Source organism: Pseudoxanthomonas koreensis (assembly GCF_041890415.1).
In the GTDB taxonomy this organism is placed as follows: Bacteria; Pseudomonadota; Gammaproteobacteria; order Xanthomonadales; family Xanthomonadaceae; genus Pseudoxanthomonas; species Pseudoxanthomonas koreensis_A.
Genome location: NZ_CP169056.1, coordinates 1,811,718 through 1,829,903 on the forward strand (window position 1 = coordinate 1,811,718; position 18,186 = coordinate 1,829,903).

Genomic DNA, 18,186 nt, shown 5'->3' on the forward strand with positions numbered 1-18,186 from the left:
CACCCTCTGCCGCGCGGTGACGGGTTTGCCCGCCCTGCGCGCGCGCCGCACACTGGGCCGCGCTCGCACCCTGCCCGCCATGCTGATTCTCGCATCCACCTCGCCCTATCGCCGCCAGTTGCTGGAACGGCTGCGCCTGCCGTTCCGGTGCCTGGCCCCGGGCACCGATGAACGGGCGCTTTGCGGCGAACGCCCGGCAGACCTGGCCGGCCGCCTGGCCGCGGCCAAGGCCGCCGCGATTGCCCTGGCCCATCCGCAGGCCTGGGTGATCGGCTCGGACCAGTGTGCGGAGCTGGACGGCCACGTGCTCGGCAAGCCCGGCAACCGCCCGGCCGCCATCGCCCAGTTGCAGGCGATGAGCGGGCGCACGGTGGATTTCCACACCGCCGTCTGCCTGCGCCGCGGCGACCAGGTGCTGGCCGCCGCAGACCTTACCCGGGTGCGCCTGCGCCCGCTGGAACCGGCCGCGATCGAGCGCTATCTGGATGCCGAGCAGCCCTATGACTGCGCCGGCAGCTTCAAGTGCGAAGGCCTGGGCATCGCCCTGTTCGAAGCGATCGACAGCACCGACCCGACCGCGTTGATCGGCCTGCCGCTCATTGCCCTGGCCGGGCTGCTGCGCGCGACCGGGCACGCGGTGCCGTAGCAGGCGGCACCGGCCCGCGCCCGCAGCGGCGCCTGGCCGTGCATGACCTGCGCCGGCGGTGGAGTCAGTGGCCGCCGTGCGGCGCGACCACGCGCACCGGCTGCTGCGGCCAGTCCTCCACGCTGCCGTCGACGCCGTGCAGGCGCAGCCCCAGCCAGCGCCTGCCGGCCTGGCTGGCCGGCAGGTCGACCCGCGCCCGGAAGCCGACCGCCGGCTGCGCCGGATCGGTGGACTCGGGGAAGTACGCGTCCACCGGGAAGTGGAAGCCATAGTCGGCCTCGGCCACGACCGCCCCGTCCAGGGTCACTTCCACCCGCGACAGCCCCTGCCCGTCCTTGAACGCCCAGCCGCTGATCTCGAACTCCAGCGGCACCTGCTGCCGCGGCGCCGGGGTGTCGATCCACGCCATTGCCGGCGCGCTGCACGGTGCGCCTGCCATCGGCGCAGTGGCCCGCGCCGGTGGCAGGCGCAGCAGCAGGAAGCGTTGCGCACCATGGTCGACCGTCACCGTCCTGCGCACCGGCGGCAATGGCCCCAGCACCGCGCACAACCGGTGGTAGTGCTGCAGGCGCTGGCGCAACGGCAGGTGCTCCGGTGCCAGCACCAGCAGCGTCGGCGCAGGCGGCGGCGCATCGACCTGCAGGCCCCACTGGCGCAACTGCGGTGCGCGGCCGTGGGCGTGGTTGAGCGGATGGTCCAGGACCGCGATATCCGCATCGTCCAGGACGAAACCAAGGGTGGCACCCAGCTTGAAATCCCCGGCCAGCAGACGGGTGCCCGGTGGCATCGCGTCCAGCTCGGCGCGCACCGCGGCGGCTACCGGCGTGCCGCCGGTGAAGTTGCGCGGATAGTGCTTGCTGGCGGCGGTCGTGGCGCGCAGCGACGGGGACGCCAACGCCAGGACCAGGCCCAGCGCCACGCACATGCCCAGCGCCGTGGTGATCCAGGCCATCCGCCGCCAGCGCGGTGGCCAGCGCCCGATGATCATGGCCGCGGCCGGCATCAGCGCCAGCCAGGCCGGCGCGGGCCAGTGGAAGCTCACCCGCTCCTGGTCGGTGACAAAGCCCAGCACGAAGATGCCGCACAGCACGATGGCGCCGAAGGTTCCCAGGAACCGCCACTGCGGGCGGATCGCCCGCCGCGGCCAGGCATCGCGCCAGGCCGCGGCCAGCAACGCGGCGAACAGCATCGGCGTTACCAGCAGCGCCTGCGCCGGCAGGAACATCAGCCCGCCCGCGTGCAGCGCCCACGGGTGCCGGTCGAGCAACTGGAAGCGCAGCCCGGCCTCGCCGTTCTCCATGTTCCACAACAGCAGCGGCACCCAGGCCAGCAGGCCGACGGCCAGGGCCAGCAGCACCCGCGAATCACGCAGCAGGCGACGGCCCTGAGGCACCCAGCACAGGGCCAATGCACCGACCACGACCACGCCGCCGAAGCGGTAGTGGCTGGCAGCGCCCAGGCCCAGGCCCAGGGCCAGCTCCAGCACCGCGCCGGGCGAGACTTCGCGCAGCAGGCGGGTACCGGCACTCAGGCACAGCAGCGTGGCCAGGGCCAGCGGCACGTCCGGCAGCGCCATCACCCCGAGCATGCCCACCAGTGGCGCCAGCACCGCCAGGCTGCCGGCGCGCCAGCCGTTGATCGCACCGAACCACTGCCGGCCAATCCGCACCACCCACCACGGCAGCAGCGCCCCCATCAGCAGGAACGGCAGGCGCAGTGCGAACGGATGCTCGCCGCCCAGGGCCGTGCCCAGGCGCGCCAGCCATGCGGTCATGCCGGGCAGGTCGGAATAGGCGGCGGCCAGGTGCCGGCCTTCCTGCCAGTAGAAGGCTTCGTCCACGAACAACGGCAGGCGTGCGGCAACCACCAGCTTGGCCAGGCATGCCGCCACCCAGAGAGCGGTGAACGTGCGCCTTGCGCGTTGTTCTCCCTGCATACCCGCTACACTCCGGAGCGATCCAGGGACACAGGCACGCGATGGCGCACGACGCCCCCACTTCTTCCGCCCGAATCCTAACCGACGCGTTGCGCGACTCGCTCACACGCGCCCAGGAGCAGGTCAATGGCCTGGTCCTGGGCAAGCCGCAGGAAGTGCGCATGGCCTTCGTGGCCCTGCTCGCCGGCGGCCATGTGCTGATCGAGGACCTGCCCGGCCTCGGCAAGACCACCCTGGCCCACGCCGTGGCCGCGACGGTGGGGCTGTCGTTCCAGCGCGTCCAGTTCACCTCCGACCTGCTGCCGGCCGACGTGCTTGGCGTATCGGTGTACGACGCGGCCACGCGCCGCTTCGAATTCCATGCCGGCCCGGTGTTCACCCAGGTGCTGCTGGCCGACGAGATCAACCGCGCGCCACCGCGCACCCAGAGCGCCCTGCTGGAGGCGATGGCCGAACAGCAGGTCACGGTGGACGGGGTGACCCATGCCCTGCCCGAGCCGTTCTTCGTCATCGCCACCCAGAACCCGGTTGACCTGTCGGGCACCTTTCCGTTGCCCGACTCGCAGCTGGACCGCTTCCTGCTGCGCTTCTCGCTGGGCTATCCAGGCGCCGAGTCCGAACGCGCCCTGCTCACTGGCGCCGACCGCCGCGAGCTGATCGCGCAGGCGATGCCGGTGCTGGGCCAGGACGACGTGTCGGCGCTGCGCGCCGCCGCCGCGCAGGTGCATGCCAGCCAGGCGCTGGTCGATTACGTGCAGGCACTGCTGGCACGCAGCCGCCAGCACCCGGGCGTGCGCGTGGGCCTGTCGCCGCGGGCCGGCCTGGCCCTGCTGCGCGCGGCGCGCGCCTACGCGCTGCTGCTGGGCCGCGAGCACGTGCTGCCGGAAGACGTGCAGGCGCTGTTCGCCGCGGTGTCCGGGCACCGCCTGGTCCCGGAAGCCGAAGCCGGATCCGGTGCGGCGCTGGCCAAGGCCGTGCTGCACGCGGTGCCGGTGGACTGATGCACGCCGTGCTGCGCGGGCTGGGCGCGCGGCTGCGCTCGCTGGAGCGCCCGCGCACCCCGGAGCCGCTGCCGGTGACCATCGGCCGGCGCCGCATCTATGTGCTGCCCACCCGTTTCGGCCTGTTCTACGGCGTGCTGGTGCTGGCCATGGTGCTGGGTGCACTGAACTACAACAACAACCCGGCGCTGCTGCTGGCGCTGCTGCTGGGCGCGGCCGGGCTGGCGAGCCTGATCGCCACCCACCTGCAACTGTCGGGGCTGCGGCTGGAGGGGTTGTCCGCCGATCCGGTGCCGGCCGGCCGCCCGCTTGCCCTGCGCCTGACCTTCTCCAGCAGTGACCGGCGGCGCCGGCGCGGCTTGCGCGCCGACCTGGATGGCCAGCACGCGCGCACCAGCAGTACCGACGACGGCCATCTCGAATTCAGCCTGCCGCTGGCCACCGACCACCGCGGCTGGCTCGCGCCGGGACGCATCCGCCTGTCCACGACCCAGCCACTGGGCCTGGTGTTCGGCTGGTCGGGAGTGTGGCCACGGCAGCGTGTGCTGGTGTACCCGGCGGCGGAGGCCAGCCCGCCCCCGCTGCCCGAAAGCGGCGGCAGCACCGGCCATAGCAGGCTGCATCCGCTGGGCGAAGAACCGCACCAGCTGCGTCCCTATCGCGCCGGCGACCCCGCACGGACCATCGCCTGGAAGCACAGCGCGCGGCGTGACAGCCTGGTGGTGCGCGAGTTCGAGCGCAGCCAGGGCGTGGACCTGGTGCTTGGCTGGGCGGCGACCGCGTCATTGCCATATGAACGGCGCATCTCCCGGCTTGCCGCATGGGTGGACCAGGCCGAGCGCGAGGACCGCCGCTACCGCCTGCAGTTGCCGGGCCAGCCGACGCTGGGCCCCGGCCGTGGGCCGGACCATCGCCACGCCTGCCTGCGCGCGCTCGCGCTGCTGCCGCGGAACTGATCCATGGCCGATTCCGCCCCCTCGCCTGCACTGGATCCATCGGCACGTGGCTGGACCCTGGCCACGGCCGGCCTCGCGTTGCTGCCGCTGCTGTCGATCCTGCCACTGACGCTGGCGGCCGGCTTCGCCATCACCGCGGCATGCGTGGCCGCGCTGGCCTGGCGCGGCACCCTGCCCGGCTGGCTGCGCCTGCTGCTGACCCTGGCCATGGTGGGCGCGGTGTTCACGATCATGGGGACGCGGCTGGGCCGTGACACCGGCTGTGCGCTGCTGGCGGCAATGCTGGCGATCAAGCCGGCCGAGGCCCACACCCTGCGCGATGCGCGCAGCCTGCTCGGGTTTTCCCTGTTCGCCCCGTTCGCCGCGTTCCTGATGGACCAGGGCTTGCTGGTGATGGTGCTGGGACTTGCCGCGGTGCTGTGTGCGCTGCTGAGCCTGCAGCGCCTGGCCGACGCCGAAAACGGCGCGCCGCCGCTGCCGCTGCGCCAGCGCACGATGGTGATGGCGCGGCTGGTCGGCATCGGCCTGCCGCTGGCGCTGCTCGCGTTCTGGCTGTTCCCGCGGCTGGGCACCCCGCTGTGGGGCGTGCCCGAACGTGCGCTGGCGCGGCCGGGGCTGTCGGACACGATGGAGCCGGGTGGCTGGCTGGACCTCATGGCCGACGACGCCCCGGCGCTGCGCGCGGTGTTCCATGGCCCGGTGCCCGCCTCCGAACAGATGTACTGGCGTGGCCCGGTGCTGTGGCGCTTCGACGGCCGCAGCTGGTCGCGCACCGGATGGCTGGACGGCTTGCCGGTTCCGGAAATCCGCGCGTCGGCCACCACGTGGGATTACGAAATCGAACTGGAACCCACCGACCGCCGCCACGTGGTGGCGCTGGACTTGCCGCTGGCGGCGCCGGCGGGCAGCCGCATGGGATTCGACCTGGCGCTCAGCGCCGCACGCCCGCTGTCGGCGCCAAGCCGCTGGCGCCTGCGTTCCTCGCCACCGGCCGCGTTTGAAGCGGAGCTGCGCCCGATCCTGCGCAACATGGCGCTGGAACTTCCGGCCGGATTCAACCCGCGCACCCGTGCACTGGCGCAGCAATGGCGGCGCGATGCCGGCGCGGACGATGCCGCCATCATCGAACGCGCGCTGGCGTGGATCGGCGCCGAGTTCGGCTACACCATGGACGTGCCGCTGCCGGGCCGCCATGCAGTGGACGAGTTCCTGTTCCAGACCCGGCAGGGCTACTGCGAACACTTCGCCTCGGCCTACACCGTGTTGATGCGCGCCGCCGGCATCCCGGCGCGCGTGGTCACCGGCTACGTGGGCGGCTACCGCAACCCGTATGGCGGCTATTGGGTGGTGCGGCGCATGGATGCGCACGCCTGGGTCGAAGTGTGGCTGGACGGCCGTGGCTGGGTGCGGGTGGACCCGACCGCCGCGGTGGCCCCCGAGCGCATCTACGACACCCTCGAGCAGCGTCGCTTCGCCGGTGGAGGTGACGCCGACTTCGGGCTGCTGCGCCTGGGCAACCTGGGCGATTTCACCGACTGGATCAGGCGCGGCTGGAACGACCTGGTGCTGGGCTTCGACGCCAACCGCCAGCAGGCCATGCTCAGTCCACTGGGGCTGCACCAGCTGCAGCCGGCGCAACTGCTGGGCATGTTCGTGGCGCTGGCAGCCCTGGCCCTGGCCGGCATGGTCTGGGTGCTGGCCCGCGGCGAACGCGAGCGCGACCCGCTGCTGCGCGCCTGGCGGCAGCTGTGCCGACGATACGCCCGGCTGGGCCTGGGCCGGGCCACCCATGAGCCGGCACTGGCCTGGGCGGCGCGGGTGGCCACGGCGCATCCGCGCTCCGGCCCGGCGTTGCTGGCGCTCAGCCGACGTTTCGCCGCGTCACGCTACGCTGGCGACCAAACGGGGATGCGCCGGCTGATCGATGACCTGCGCCGGCACCGCCCCTGAAATCCCATGGAGGTCGCCATGCCTGTCCGCCCGTCCTTCCGTTTCATCCTGGCCGCCGCTGCCGCCGCAATGCTGGGCGCGTGCGCCACCGCACCACAGCCGCTGCAGGGCGCGTTTCCCGCGGTGACCCCGCAGCAGGTCGTGGCTGACCCGGTGCCCGGTACCAGCGTGCGCTGGGGCGGGCGGATCGTGGAAACCCTGCCCAAGCAGGATCGCACCTGCTTCCAGATGGTGGGGATGCCGCTCAACGCCAGCGGCCGTCCCGACAGCGGTTCGGCCGATGCCAGCCAGGGCCGCTTCATCGCCTGCCGGGCCGGCTTCTACGACCCGGCCGTGTTCACCCCCGGCCGCGATGTGACCTTCGTCGGCCGCATCGAAGGCACCGACACGGTCCGCATCGGCGAGTACGACTACCGCCTGCCGCGGATGTCGGCCGACATCGTGTACCTGTGGCCGGAAATCCGCGAGGTCGACGTGGTGATGCCGCCGCCGCGCGCGTATTGGGGCCCGTACTGGGGCCCGTGGGGCTGGTGGGGCTGGTAGCGCACTGGCGGCCGTAGCAGTGCGCTTGACCGACGCCGCCTGCGGGCGGCGTCGGCGTATCCGCGGTTGCAAAGCGCCGCGCCGGAAGGCATCGCGCCGGCACGCGGCCGCGCGACGCGCGCCGGTCAGGGTGTTCCGAACTGCCCCAGCGGCGCGCCGGCCAGCAGGTGCAGGTGGATGTGGAACACGGTCTGCCCGGCGTGTTCGCGGCAGTTCATCACCACCCGGTAACCGTCCTGGGCCAGGCCCTCGCGGCGCGCGTATGCGGCTGCCGCCAGCATCAGCCGGCCCAGCAGTGCGGCGTCCCCGGCCGCGGCATCGTCCAGGGTCGGGATCGGCTGGTGCTTGGGAATGAACAGCACGTGCACCGGCGCCTGCGGGGCGATGTCGCGGAAACCCAGGATGTCATCGTCCTCGTAGACGATGCTGGCCGGGATTTCGCGGCGGATGATCTTGCCGAAGATGGTGTCGGTCATTGGAATGCTCGGGAGTGGAAACGGAAGTGCGTCGCCCCCATTGTAGGAGCCGGCCTTGCCGGCGACCGCAGCACCACGGCAAGGCCCATGAAACCCGCGTGCGCGCAGCAGCCCCGATGGGCGTCGCCGCTTGCCCTGCTCCTACCGCGGCATTTCGGCGCGGCTGCCGAAGGCATGCGAGAGCGTGCCACGGTCCACGTATTCCAGTTCGCCACCCAGCGGCAGGCCCTGCGCCAGGCGGCTGGGCCGCACGCCATGCTGTCGCGCCAGTTGCGCCAGGTAGTGCGCCGTGGTCTCGCCCTCCACCGTGGCGCTGGTGGCGACGATCATCTCGCCCACTTCGCCGGCCGCCAGGCGCGTGGCCAGCGCTTCCAGGCCCAGTTCGCGCGGGCCGATGCCGTCCAGCGGCGACAACCGGCCCTGCAGCACGTAATACAGGCCGCGATAGCCGGTGGCAGTCTCGATGGCCAGGCGGTCGGCCGGGGACTCGACCACGCACAGCACCTGGCGGTCGCGGCCGCCACTGGCGCACACCGCACACACCTCGGTCTCGCTGAAATCCCGGCACTGGCTGCAGTGGCCGATCCGCTCGACCGCTTCGGCCAGCACCCGGGACAGGTCACGGCCGCCGTCGCGGCCACGTTCCAGCACGTGGTAGGCCATGCGCTGGGCAGTCTTGCGGCCCACGCCGGGCAACACCCGGAAGGCCTCGATCAGTTGTTCAAGCAGGGACATGGAGGCATGTACCGTGGGCTGCATGACCGGCGCCGCCCGGCCCTGCCGGCCTGGCGGATCCCGGGGTTCAGAACGGCAGCTTCATCCCCGGCGGCAGCGGCATGCCGGCCGAGGCCGCCGCCATCTTCGCCTTGGATTCGGCATCGACCTTGTTGGCGGCGTCGTTGAACGCGGCCGCAAGCAGGTCCTCGGCCATTTCCTGGTCGGACAGCACGGACGGATCGATCCGCACCTTGCGGCACTCCTTGGTGCCGCTGAGGGTGATGTGGACCATGCCACCACCGGCGCTGCCGGTGACTTCCAGCTGGGCCAGTTCTTCCTGGGCGCGCTGCAGGTTTTCCTGCATCTTCTGCGCCTGTTGCATCAGTTGGGCGATATTGCCGCGCATGTCGCTCACTCGTCGTAGGGGCGGATGGAATCGGGCACCACGCGTGCCCCGTGCTGTTCGATCAGGCGCCTGACGCCCGGATCGTTGAGAAAGGTCTGCTCGGCCGCGCTCTGGCGCGAGTCGCGCTCGTGTTCCTGGCGCTGGTGCAGGGTCGGTGCCTGCGCGGCCCCGGCCTCGATCACGATCCTCGGCGGCGACCCCAGCGAGGCGGCCATGGCATCGGCCAGCGCGGCGACCGAGCGCTCGCTGCGCAGGTACTCGAAGCCCGGCTCCAGGGCCAGGGTCAACGCACCATCGGCGTGGCCGACGAAGGCCGTGTGCGCGGCCAGTTGCCGGGCGGGCCCGTTGAGGTCGCAGGCGGCCACGCGCCGCAGCCAGTCCTCGGCATCGACCACGATCGCAGCCGGCGCGGACCCCGCCTGGCCGGTGGCGGGCACGGCCGGTGACGCAGCAGCCGGCGCGGCGGTGGACTCCGGCGCAACGGAGGCGGGCTGCATCACGATGCCAGGCTGCAGCGCGGGGGCTGCATCCCACGGTGGCGGATCCGCCCGCTCAGGCGCAGGCGCGCGCGGCGCCGGCGCCGGCACTGGCGCGGCCGCGGCGGGCGGATTGGACGCTGCCAGCGCGGCGGGTGCCACGGCCGACGCCACCGGCCGCGTCGGGCGTCCGGGCGCGGCCGCATCGCCGCCGGTACCTGCGCCTGCGCCCGGCCCCGCGGCCGGCGGACCGGCGTCGGCGTCGGGACGGAACGCCAGCATCCGCAGCACGCTCATCTCGAAGCCCACCCGCGGCGCAGGCGCCAGGTCGAGGTCACGGCGACCGTTGACCGCCATCTGGTACCAGAGCTGGACCACCTCCGGGCGCACCCGCGCGGCCCAGGCATCCACGGCCAGGCCACCGTCCTCGCGGGCGACAGCAGGCACCAGTTGCCGCACCTGGATCCGGTGCAGTGCCTCGGCCAGCGCCTCCAGCACGTTGCCCCAGTCCGGGGCGAAGCCGGCCAGCGCATCCACCGTGGCCAGCAGCGCCTGGCCATCACCATCGGCCAGCGCATCCAGCAGTGCGGCCACCTGGGTCCGGTCCACGCTGCCGAGCATCGCCCGCACCGAATCTTCGGCCAGGGCACCACCGGCATAGGCGATGGCCTGGTCCAGCAGCGACAGGCCGTCACGCAGGCTGCCATCGGCCGCGCGCGCCAGCTGGCGGATCGCGCCGGGGTCGGCCTGGATCTGCTCGGCGGCCAGGATCCTGGTCATCTGGCCTTCGATCTGGCCTTCGTCCAGGCGCTTGAGGTTGAACTGCAGGCAGCGCGACAGCACCGTGATCGGCAGCCGCTGCGGATCGGTGGTGGCCAGCAGGAACTTCACGTGCCCCGGCGGTTCTTCCAGGGTCTTGAGCAGGGCGTTGAATGCCTGCTTGGACAGCATGTGCACCTCGTCGATCAGGTACACCTTGTACTGCCCGCGCGAGGGCATGTACTGCGCGTTCTCGATGACCTCGCGCACGTCGTCCACGCCGGTGTTGGAGGCCGCGTCGATCTCCAGCAGGTCGATGTAGCGGCCGGCATCGATGTCGGTGCAGGCCGGGCATTCACCGCAGGGCTCGGCGCTGACGCCCTTCTGGCAGTTGAGCGACTTGGCGAAGATCCGGGCGATGGTGGTCTTGCCGACCCCGCGGGTGCCGCTGAACAGGAAGGCATGGTGGACCCGGCCGGTATCCAGGGCATTGCCCAGCGCGCGCACGACGTGTTCCTGCCCGACCAGCTCGGAAAAACGCTTCGGGCGCCATTTGCGGGCGAGGACGAGGTAGGACATCGGGCTGCCGCCTGGAACAGGACCGGCATTGTGCCACGCCCGTCCGCGCCGCCCGGCCTCGCTTGTGGACAACTGCGCGCGCAGCTAGAATCTGCGCCCCGTTGCACCGTCCGCGATGCAACGGGATCCGGAGGGGTGTCCGAGCGGTTGAAGGAGCACGCCTGGAAAGTGTGTAAGCGTCTAAACCGCGCTTCGGGGGTTCGAATCCCCCTCCCTCCGCCAGTTTCAGGGAAGCAGGTACCGGACCCGCCTGCTGCATCCCGTCCCGTTCCGCGCAGGCAGCCGCATGCGGTGCTGAACGGAACCGGGCCGCATCCACGATGCGCCCATGTCCATGGTGGCCCCGTCGGCCCCCCGCGACGCTAGGTCGAAAACTCCGCCAGGGCCGGAAGGCAGCAACGGTATCGATCGACGCGGGCGCCGGGGTCAGCCGGCGGGGCCGCCACCTTTCCGGCTCCCCACGCCTGCTTCCATGCCGCCTGCTTTCATGCCGGCGGCGTCATTGCGGCGCGCGCATCGCGGTCGGCTCGGCCAGCGCGTGCACTTCGCCCGGCCTGGCCACCGCATAGCCGCGCGCGGCCAGCGCCGCGGCATCGGCCTGGCTGGCGTAGTGGTACAGCAGCATGCGCTGGCGCAGGGCCTGGCTGTATTCGCGCTCCAGGTCGTCCAGCCCGGTGTGCGAGGGGTTGCCGTGCAGCGCGCAGTCATGGGCAACGAGTTCGCCATCATCGGCGTGACAGGCCAGCATCTCGGGGATCGGCCGGGTATCGCCGCTCCACACCAGGCTGCCGCGCAGGCGCAGGCCGAACGCCGTCTCCGGCCAGTGGTGGCGCACCGGGAACACCTCCAGGCGCATCCCGTCGTGCCAGAACGCATCGCCAACCGGGATCAGCTGGAAGGCATCCCAGAAATTGGCCCCGCCCTCGGCCAGCACGTTGGGGTAGTCGCCCACCCGCCGGTGCAGCAGCGGCACCACCGGCGCGGGCACGTACAGGCGCACGCGGCCACGACGCTGCGGATCGAAATAGGTGGACACGAACAGCCGCTCGAACCCGGCCACGTGGTCCAGGTGCACGTGGGTCAGGAAGATCGCCGCCGGTGCGCGACCGTAGAGTGCCTCGAATGCGGTGAGTCCTTCGGCGCCGCAGTCGATGGTCAGCCACGGCGCTCCGCCGCGCTCGATGCTGGCCATCGCCGATCCCAGCTCCACCGCCGATGCGTTGCCCACCCCATGCAGCCGCAGCGCCCAGCCGGACACCTCAGCAGCCTCGCTTCCAGGCCAGTTCGTAGGCGCGGCGCAGGCGGGCGAAGTCACGCTCCAGCTCGTCGCGCGCGCGGCCGCCGCGCAACTTGAGCAGCGAGCGGTACAGCCGGCGCAGGTTGCCCTCGCGCCAGCCGGTGGCCGGGATGCGCATGCGCCCGCGGTCGAAATCGATCATCCAGCCACGGCCATTGCCGTCGAACAGCAGGTTGTGGGCGTTGAGGTCGGCATGGTCCAGGCCTTCGCGGTGGAAACGCGCGATCAGGCGCCCGGCCTCCTCCCATGGTGCACCGCTGCCGGCCACCAGTGCGCGGTCGGCCAGTGAGCGCACGCCCTCCAGGCGTTCGAGCAGGATCGACGCGCGATAGCGCAGTCCCTCGCGCTGGTACGAGGCTGCCAGCGGCCGCGGGACCGGCAGCCCGCGGCCGAGCAGTTCGCGCATCAGCCGGAACTCGGCAAAACTGCGCGTGCGGGCAACCCCGTGCCACAGGTAGCGATCGCGCGAGATGCGCGCGGCCAGGCCCCCGCGCAGGTAGTGGCGCAGCACGCAGGCACCGAACGGCGCATCCACGAACCAGGCGCCGCCGCGCCCGCCCGAATCCACCGGACGCGCACGCTCGCCCCACTCGGCCGGCGAGAACAGTTCGGCCCCGGCTTGCCGCAGCCGCTGGCGGTCGAACAGAATGGCCCCGTACCCGCGATCGGTCCGGTACGGCGTCAGGGCTTCATTGGCGTCGAACGCAACCATTCGCGCGAGTCTAACAACAGCCGAGAGCGATGCGACCCTCGATCTGCCTGCTGCGCCTGTCCGCCCTCGGCGATGTCACCCACGTGGTGCCGCTGGTACGCACCCTGCAGCGTGCCTGGCCCGATGCGCCACTGCACTGGATCATCGATCCGGCCGGCCACCGCCTGCTGGAGGGGCTCGATGGGGTGGCCTTCCACGTCTATGACAAGCGCACCGGCCTGGCCGGCATGCGCGCGCTGCGGCGTACCCTGCCGGACGGTGGGTTCGACGTGCTGCTGCACCTGCAGGTGGCCGCCCGCGCCAACCTGCTGTCGGCCTTCGTGCCCGCGCGCCGCCGCGTGGGCTACGACCGGGCCCGCTCGCGCGACCTGCACGGCCTGTTCGTCAACACGCGCATCCCGGCACGCGCCGGCACTCATGTGCTCGACGCCATCGGCAGCTTCTGCGAACCGCTGGGGCTGCGCCAGGAGCAGGTGACCTGGAACCTGCCGGTGCCGCAGGCCGCGCACGACTGGGCGCATGCCCAGTGGCCGGACGACGGCGCTCCGGTGTTGATGATCTCGCCCTGTTCCAGCCATGTGCGCCGCAACTGGTATCCGCAACGCCATGCGGCCCTGGCCGACCACGCCGCCGCACAGGGCTGGCGGGTGGTGCTGTGCGGTGGCCGCAGCGCGCTGGAGCGCAGCACCGCCGACGCCATCGCCGCAGCGATGCACGCACCGGTGCTGGACCTGGTGGGCAAGGACACCCTCAAGCAGTTGCCGGCGCTGCTGGCACGCGCCGACCTGCTGGTCACTCCCGATTCGGGTCCCATGCATATCGCCAACGCAATGGGCACCCGGGTGCTGGGCCTGCACGCGGCCAGCAACCCGGCGCGCAGCGGCCCGTATTCGGACCGGCGCTACTGCGTGGATCGCTACGACGACGCCGCGCGCCGGTACCTGGGCAAACCCGCCGCCGCACTGAAGTGGGGCACCAAGATCGAGCACGACGGGGTGATGGAACTGGTCACCGTGGACGATGCGATCGCCGCGTTCGAGCGCTACCGTGCCGACCACGGCCGCTGACGTGCCTGCCCGCGTGCCGGCCATGGCATCGACGGCGCAGCCGCCGCAGTGACGGCCACCGCGCCCCTGCATCGCGCCTCCCCGGCCACGCCGCCGGGAATCGCCATCCTGGTCCTGTTCGTGCTCTCCGGCGTGGCCGGGCTGATCTACCAGTCGCTGTGGTCGCATTACCTGGGCCTGGTGGTGGGCCATGCCGCATACGCGCAGAGCCTGGTGCTCGCAATCTTCATGGGCGGCATGGCCGCGGGCGCATGGCTGGCGGCGCGCATGGGCCTGGGCTGGCGCCGGCTGCTGCGCGCCTATGCGCTGGCCGAGGCGGCCATCGGCGTGCTGGGCCTGGCCTTCCATCCCCTGTTCCTGGGCCAGCAGCGCGTGGCCGAAGCATTGCTGCCGATGCTGGGCAACGGTGTCGGCGGCCACCTGTATCCGTGGCTGGCCGGGGCGGTGCTGATCCTGCCGGCCTGCATCCTGCTGGGCGCCACCTTCCCGCTGCTCAGCGCCGGTTGGCTGCGCGCCGGCGGCAGCGCCGCCGGGCGGGATGCGCGGGTGCTGGGCGGGCTGTACTTCGCCAACAGCCTGGGGGCGGCGCTTGGCGCGCTGTGCGCGACCTTCCTGCTGCTGCCGCGGCTGGGCATGCCCGGTGCACTGGCCGTGGCCGGCGCCATCAACCTGGTGGTGGCGGCGATGGCATGGGTGCTGTCGCGGCGCCACGAGCGCGGCCCGGGCATCGCTGCTGCGGCCATACCGGCGCCGCCGCCGGCCACCACGCACGGCGCCACGCACAGCAGTACCCACGGCAGGGCACCATCCACGCTGGCACGCACGGTGCTGACGGTCGGGCTGCTCTCCGGCGCGTGCTCCTTCGTCTACGAGATCGGCTGGATCCGCCTGCTCAACCAGGCCCTGGGCACCACCGTGCACAGCTTCGAGCTGATGCTTGCGGCTTTCCTGCTGGGACTGGCCATCGGTGGCGCCTGGGTGCAACGCCGGGCCGCACGCCTGCACGATCCGCTGCACACCGCGGCCCTGGCCCAGGTGGCGATGGGCGTGGCCACCCTGCTCTCGCTGCTGGCCTTCGCCCAGTCCTTCGACTGGAGTGCCGCGCTGGTGCAGGCGCTGGCGCGCACCGACGGCGGCTACCGGCTGTACCTGCTTGGCAGCGCCGGAATCGCGATGGCGGTGATGTTGCCGGCCGCATTCTTCGCGGGCACGACCTTGCCGCTGTTCACCCTGGCGTTGCTGCGCGCCGGTGCCGGCGAGGCCGGGATCGGCCGGCTGTATGCGGCCAATACCGTTGGCGCCATTGCCGGGGTGCTGCTGATGACCCACGCGCTGATCCCGCTGCTGGGCGTGCGCATCGGCCTGGTGCTGGCCGCCGCCGGCGACATCGCCCTGGGGTTCTGGCTGCTGGCGCATGCCCGCACCGAACTGGGGCCACGACGCCTGCAGGCGCTGGTGATCGGGGTCATCGGTGCCCTGGCCATTGCCCTGGCCTGGGGCCAGCCGGACCCGCGCGCGCAGCTGTCCGGAGCGTTCCGCACCGGACACGCACGCCTGGACCCATCACTGCAGGTGCCATTCCTGCGCGACGGCAAGACCGCCACCATCGGCGTGGCGCACTCGCCGGCCAACGGCACCCTCTCGTTGCTGACCAACGGCAAGTCCGACGGCGCGATGGCGACCGGCCTGGATGGCCCGCCGGGCGGCGACGAGCTGACCATGGTCAGCCTGGGTGCGCTGCCGCTGGCGTTGCACCCTGCCCCGCACGAGGTCGGCGTGATCGGCTGGGGGCTGGGCCTGTCCACCCATACCCTGCTCGGCAGCGACCGCGTCCGCCGGGTCGAGACGGTGGAGATCGAACCGCTGGTCCATGCCGCCGGGGCGCAGCTGTTTTCCGCGCGCATCGGCCGGGCCCTGCACGACCCGCGTTCGCAGGTGCATTTCGATGATGCCCGCCGCTTCTATGCCAGCGCCCAGCGCCGCTATGACGTGATCGTCTCCGAGCCGTCCAACCCGTGGGTCAGTGGCGTGGCCGGGCTGTTCACCACCCAGTTCTACGGGTTCCTCGCCGGGCACCTGGCCGATGACGGCCTGCTTGTGCAATGGCTGCAAACCTACGAGATCGACGACGCATTGCTGGCCAGTATCGTTGTTGCGCTGCTGCAGAATTTTCCGGACGTGGCGGTGTACCTGGCCCAGGACAACGACCTGGTGGTCGTCGCCTGCCGCAGCACCTGCCCGGCCGCCGATGCGACCCGGCTGCAGGCCACCGCCGCGCTGGCACGGGAGACGGCGCGGGTGGGCCTGACCTCCGACCCGGCGCTGGCACTGCGCCGGCTCGGCGGACGCGGGCTGCTGGCCACCTACGCCAGTGCGATGCAGGCGCAGCCGCACAGCGATTTCCACCCGCTCGTTGCCTTGCAGGGCCCACGCACCCGCTTCCGCGGCGACCGCGCCGACACCCTGCAGCGCCTGGCCGACAACGGCCTTCCGGTGCTGGACCTGCTGGAGGGCCGCGTCCCGCCGGCTGCCGACGCGCCGGTCCCGGTATTGCCCGGGCACAGCCTGTTGATGGCGCGCGGGCATGCGCAGGAACTGGTCCAGGCGCTGCGCAGCGGCGGCCGGGTGACCCTGCTGCCGCGGCGCCAGCACGCACTGGCCGATGCGGAGATGGAGCTGCAGGCCTTGCTGGGCATGTCCACCGGCGTGGTCGAAGACCCGGCCACCTGGGCACGCGCCGCCTCGGCCGTGGCGATGGCCACGCTGGGCCACCTGCCGGCCGCGGACCTTCACGGCGCCTGGATCGATCCGGCGTGGATCGATCCTGCAGCCCAACCCACGCCGGTGCGGGCGATGCTTGCCATGTACGCCGCCGCAGCCGCGCGCGATGCCGCCGCCATGCGTGCGCACGGCGAGGCGCTGCTGCAATTGCCGCACGTGCTGCCAATGGAGGTGCAGGAGCAGGCCCTGGTGATCGCCCAGCTCGGTGCGCTGGGCCTGGGCAAGCCCCAGGACGTGGAGCGGCTGCGCGCAGGGTACGGCGTGGCCCTGCCCCACAGCGCGCAGCTGCGCATGGTCCGGCACATGGTCAGGATCCGCGCGCTGGAAGAGGCGGCGCGCAGCCGCCCGGCAGCGGGTCAGGACGGCTCGGCGCGGTAGTCCTGGTAGGACTTTTCCTCGACATAGGCCGAACCCAGGGCCAGGTTGATCGCCTTCTTCACCCGCGCGCGTTCGTCGTTCTCGAAGTACACGCTGCGCGCCAGGCGCACGAACTCCTCGTCGAACTCCTGCGCCCGCTCCTTGAGCCGGATGTCGTCCTCGATCTGCCACAGGCGCTCGTTGACCGCCTTGAGCTGCGCGCGCAATTCGGCAATGCCCGCGCCCGACGGCGACCCCGGCACGCTGCCAGCCGCAGGATGCTGCATCCAGGTGCGCTCGAGCGCCGACAGCTCGTTGCGCACGTTGGCCAGTTTGGCCGCATCGCTCATGCGCTCGGACTTGATCTGCAGGATCGCGATCTTGTCGAGCAGTTCACCGAAGGAGACTGGAACCAGGATCTCGGACATGGCTCTGGTGCTGGCAGGCTGGAAGGGCCGCCAGTCTAGGCCATGGCGCATGTACCGCGCCCGCCCGCCGGCATCGCCGCGAGTTGTGCCAGGTCCTGCGCTTCCCTTATGATGCCCGCCCCGCGGTGGTGACCACGCCGCGCGGGACCCCGGAAAGGTGGCAGAGTGGTCGAATGCGCCGGATTCGAAATCCGGTGTACCGGTCTCCGGTACCGTGGGTTCGAATCCCACCCTTTCCGCCAGTTGCGCAAGAGACGGGCCCCGGCCCGTCTCTTTTTCGTTCGGCAGCGCCCGTTTTCCTGCCGTGCCCCGCCGCAGCCCGCCGTGACCGGCTCTTACGGGCATGCCGTATAGGTTTACCCTGTCCGTCAAGGAACCGGCTGCCGCTGCCATGATCGAATTCGGACACCTCACCCACGTCGGCCTGCGCCGGGCGCTGAACGAGGACACCTACTACGGCGACAGCGAGCTGGGCCTGTGGCTGGTGGCCGACGGCATGGGCGGCCACGCCTGTGGCGAGGTGGCCAGCGCACTGGCCCGCGAGGCCATCGTGCGCGAGGTCCGCGCCGGCAACCAGCTGGCCGGCGCCATCCTGGTGGCCGACGAGGAAATCATCCGCGCCTCGCGCCGACGCAACGACAGCCTGCCGATGGGCACCACCGTCGTGGCCGCACGGATCCAGGGCCCGCGTTTCGAGGTGGCCTGGGTGGGCGACAGCCGTGCCTACCTGTGGCGCGATGGCCGCCTGGCCCAGCTCAGCCAGGACCACAGCTACGTGCAGGACCTGATCGCCCAGGGCAGCCTCACCCCCGAACAGGCGCGCTCGCACCCGCAGCGCAACGTGGTCACCCAGGCCCTGGGCGTCACCGACCCGGCGCACCTGAACGTGGCACGGATGGCCGGCGAGCTGCGCCCGGGCATGCAGTTGCTGCTGTGCAGCGATGGCCTGACCGAAGACGTGGGCGATGCGCTGATCGCGCAGACCCTGGGCCTGGAAGAATGCAGCGCGCAGGAATGCGTGGACATCCTGGTGGCCGCGGCGCTGGATGGTGGCGGTTCGGACAACATCACCGCGGTGCTGGTGCGCTGCCACTGAGCG

16 protein-coding genes, 2 tRNA genes and 1 other RNA gene are annotated in these 18,186 nt (G+C 71.9%); 11 read left to right on the forward strand and 8 right to left on the reverse strand.

All coding sequences use genetic code 11. The annotated features are described in order from the left end of the window. The first annotated feature begins 79 nt into the window (after window positions 1-79). Window positions 80-646 carry a nucleoside triphosphate pyrophosphatase gene (locus ACEJ41_RS08315; protein ID WP_374011824.1) on the forward strand — a complete coding sequence of 189 codons (567 nt, stop codon included), beginning with the start codon at window positions 80-82 and terminating at the stop codon, window positions 644-646. Window positions 647-710: 64 nt separating this feature from the next. On the opposite strand, the gene ACEJ41_RS08320 is transcribed toward ACEJ41_RS08315, so the two are convergent. Then, window positions 711-2,582 carry an ArnT family glycosyltransferase gene (locus tag ACEJ41_RS08320; protein WP_374011825.1) on the reverse strand — a complete coding sequence of 624 codons (1,872 nt, stop codon included), beginning with the start codon at window positions 2,580-2,582 and terminating at the stop codon, window positions 711-713. Window positions 2,583-2,623: 41 nt separating this feature from the next. Here ACEJ41_RS08320 and ACEJ41_RS08325 point away from each other — a divergent pair, with 41 nt between their 5' ends. From ACEJ41_RS08325 to ACEJ41_RS08340, 4 genes are read left to right on the forward strand one after another with little or no spacing between them, the layout of a single operon-like run. After that, window positions 2,624-3,583, forward strand: a complete 960-nt coding sequence (locus tag ACEJ41_RS08325; protein ID WP_374011826.1) for an AAA family ATPase — start codon at window positions 2,624-2,626, stop codon at window positions 3,581-3,583. Beyond that, on the forward strand, window positions 3,583-4,539 hold the full coding sequence (locus tag ACEJ41_RS08330; RefSeq protein WP_374011827.1) for a DUF58 domain-containing protein: 957 nt from the start codon (window positions 3,583-3,585) through the stop codon (window positions 4,537-4,539). The genes ACEJ41_RS08325 and ACEJ41_RS08330 overlap by 1 nt, the downstream gene beginning before the upstream one ends. Before the next feature lie 3 nt (window positions 4,540-4,542). Further along, entirely contained in the window at window positions 4,543-6,489 is a 1,947-nt protein-coding gene (locus tag ACEJ41_RS08335; RefSeq protein WP_374011828.1) for a DUF3488 and DUF4129 domain-containing transglutaminase family protein, read from the forward strand. An 18-nt stretch (window positions 6,490-6,507) separates the two neighbouring features. After that, complete coding sequence (locus tag ACEJ41_RS08340) at window positions 6,508-7,032, forward strand: Slp family lipoprotein (RefSeq protein ID WP_374011829.1); 525 nt, start codon at window positions 6,508-6,510, stop codon at window positions 7,030-7,032. Between the two features lie 125 nt (window positions 7,033-7,157). Here the strand turns inward: ACEJ41_RS08340 and ACEJ41_RS08345 are convergent, their stop codons facing one another. From ACEJ41_RS08345 to dnaX, 4 genes are all read right to left on the reverse strand, one after another. After that, window positions 7,158-7,508 carry a histidine triad nucleotide-binding protein gene (locus ACEJ41_RS08345; RefSeq protein ID WP_374011830.1) on the reverse strand — a complete coding sequence of 117 codons (351 nt, stop codon included), beginning with the start codon at window positions 7,506-7,508 and terminating at the stop codon, window positions 7,158-7,160. 141 nt (window positions 7,509-7,649) lie between these two features. Beyond that, window positions 7,650-8,243, reverse strand: coding sequence for a recombination mediator RecR (gene recR, locus ACEJ41_RS08350; RefSeq protein WP_374011831.1), 594 nt, complete (start codon window positions 8,241-8,243; stop codon window positions 7,650-7,652). Window positions 8,244-8,310: 67 nt separating this feature from the next. Continuing rightward, window positions 8,311-8,631 (reverse strand): YbaB/EbfC family nucleoid-associated protein, encoded by a 321-nt coding sequence (locus ACEJ41_RS08355; protein ID WP_374011832.1) that lies wholly within the window; start codon window positions 8,629-8,631, stop codon window positions 8,311-8,313. Window positions 8,632-8,636: 5 nt separating this feature from the next. After that, window positions 8,637-10,445, reverse strand: a complete 1,809-nt coding sequence (gene dnaX, locus ACEJ41_RS08360; protein WP_374011833.1) for a DNA polymerase III subunit gamma/tau — start codon at window positions 10,443-10,445, stop codon at window positions 8,637-8,639. A 129-nt stretch (window positions 10,446-10,574) separates the two neighbouring features. Between dnaX and ACEJ41_RS08365 the strand changes: the two genes are divergently transcribed. Both ACEJ41_RS08365 and ffs read left to right on the forward strand, forming a co-directional pair. Beyond that, window positions 10,575-10,667: transfer RNA gene (locus ACEJ41_RS08365), tRNA-Ser, on the forward strand. A gap of 121 nt (window positions 10,668-10,788) precedes the next feature. Continuing rightward, window positions 10,789-10,879, forward strand: an RNA gene (gene ffs, locus ACEJ41_RS08370) — signal recognition particle sRNA small type. 65 nt (window positions 10,880-10,944) lie between these two features. On the opposite strand, the gene ACEJ41_RS08375 is transcribed toward ffs, so the two are convergent. Together ACEJ41_RS08375 and ACEJ41_RS08380 are read right to left on the reverse strand one after the other, a co-directional pair. Beyond that, window positions 10,945-11,703 (reverse strand): MBL fold metallo-hydrolase, encoded by a 759-nt coding sequence (locus ACEJ41_RS08375; RefSeq protein WP_374011834.1) that lies wholly within the window; start codon window positions 11,701-11,703, stop codon window positions 10,945-10,947. Between the two features lies 1 nt (window position 11,704). Continuing rightward, the gene (locus tag ACEJ41_RS08380; RefSeq protein WP_374011835.1) at window positions 11,705-12,454 is read right to left on the reverse strand and encodes a 3-deoxy-D-manno-octulosonic acid kinase; all 750 of its coding nucleotides are present in this window, start codon (window positions 12,452-12,454) and stop codon (window positions 11,705-11,707) included. Between the two features lie 29 nt (window positions 12,455-12,483). On the opposite strand from ACEJ41_RS08380, the gene ACEJ41_RS08385 reads away from it, so the two are divergent. Together ACEJ41_RS08385 and ACEJ41_RS08390 are read left to right on the forward strand one after the other, a co-directional pair. Continuing rightward, complete coding sequence (locus ACEJ41_RS08385; protein WP_374011836.1) at window positions 12,484-13,521, forward strand: glycosyltransferase family 9 protein; 1,038 nt, start codon at window positions 12,484-12,486, stop codon at window positions 13,519-13,521. A gap of 48 nt (window positions 13,522-13,569) precedes the next feature. Then, window positions 13,570-16,680 (forward strand): spermine synthase, encoded by a 3,111-nt coding sequence (locus ACEJ41_RS08390; RefSeq protein WP_374011837.1) that lies wholly within the window; start codon window positions 13,570-13,572, stop codon window positions 16,678-16,680. On the opposite strand, the gene ACEJ41_RS08395 is transcribed toward ACEJ41_RS08390, so the two are convergent. Beyond that, window positions 16,659-17,087 (reverse strand): hypothetical protein, encoded by a 429-nt coding sequence (locus tag ACEJ41_RS08395; protein WP_374011838.1) that lies wholly within the window; start codon window positions 17,085-17,087, stop codon window positions 16,659-16,661. The two genes, ACEJ41_RS08390 and ACEJ41_RS08395, sit on opposite strands and share 22 nt — an antisense overlap. A 151-nt stretch (window positions 17,088-17,238) precedes the next feature. On the opposite strand from ACEJ41_RS08395, the gene ACEJ41_RS08400 reads away from it, so the two are divergent. Both ACEJ41_RS08400 and ACEJ41_RS08405 read left to right on the forward strand, forming a co-directional pair. Continuing rightward, window positions 17,239-17,329, forward strand: a tRNA-Ser gene (locus tag ACEJ41_RS08400). A 149-nt stretch (window positions 17,330-17,478) separates the two neighbouring features. Then, window positions 17,479-18,183: a PP2C family serine/threonine-protein phosphatase gene (locus ACEJ41_RS08405; protein ID WP_374011839.1), complete on the forward strand. Its 705-nt coding sequence runs from the start codon at window positions 17,479-17,481 to the stop codon at window positions 18,181-18,183. The last annotated feature ends 3 nt before the right edge of the window (window positions 18,184-18,186 follow it).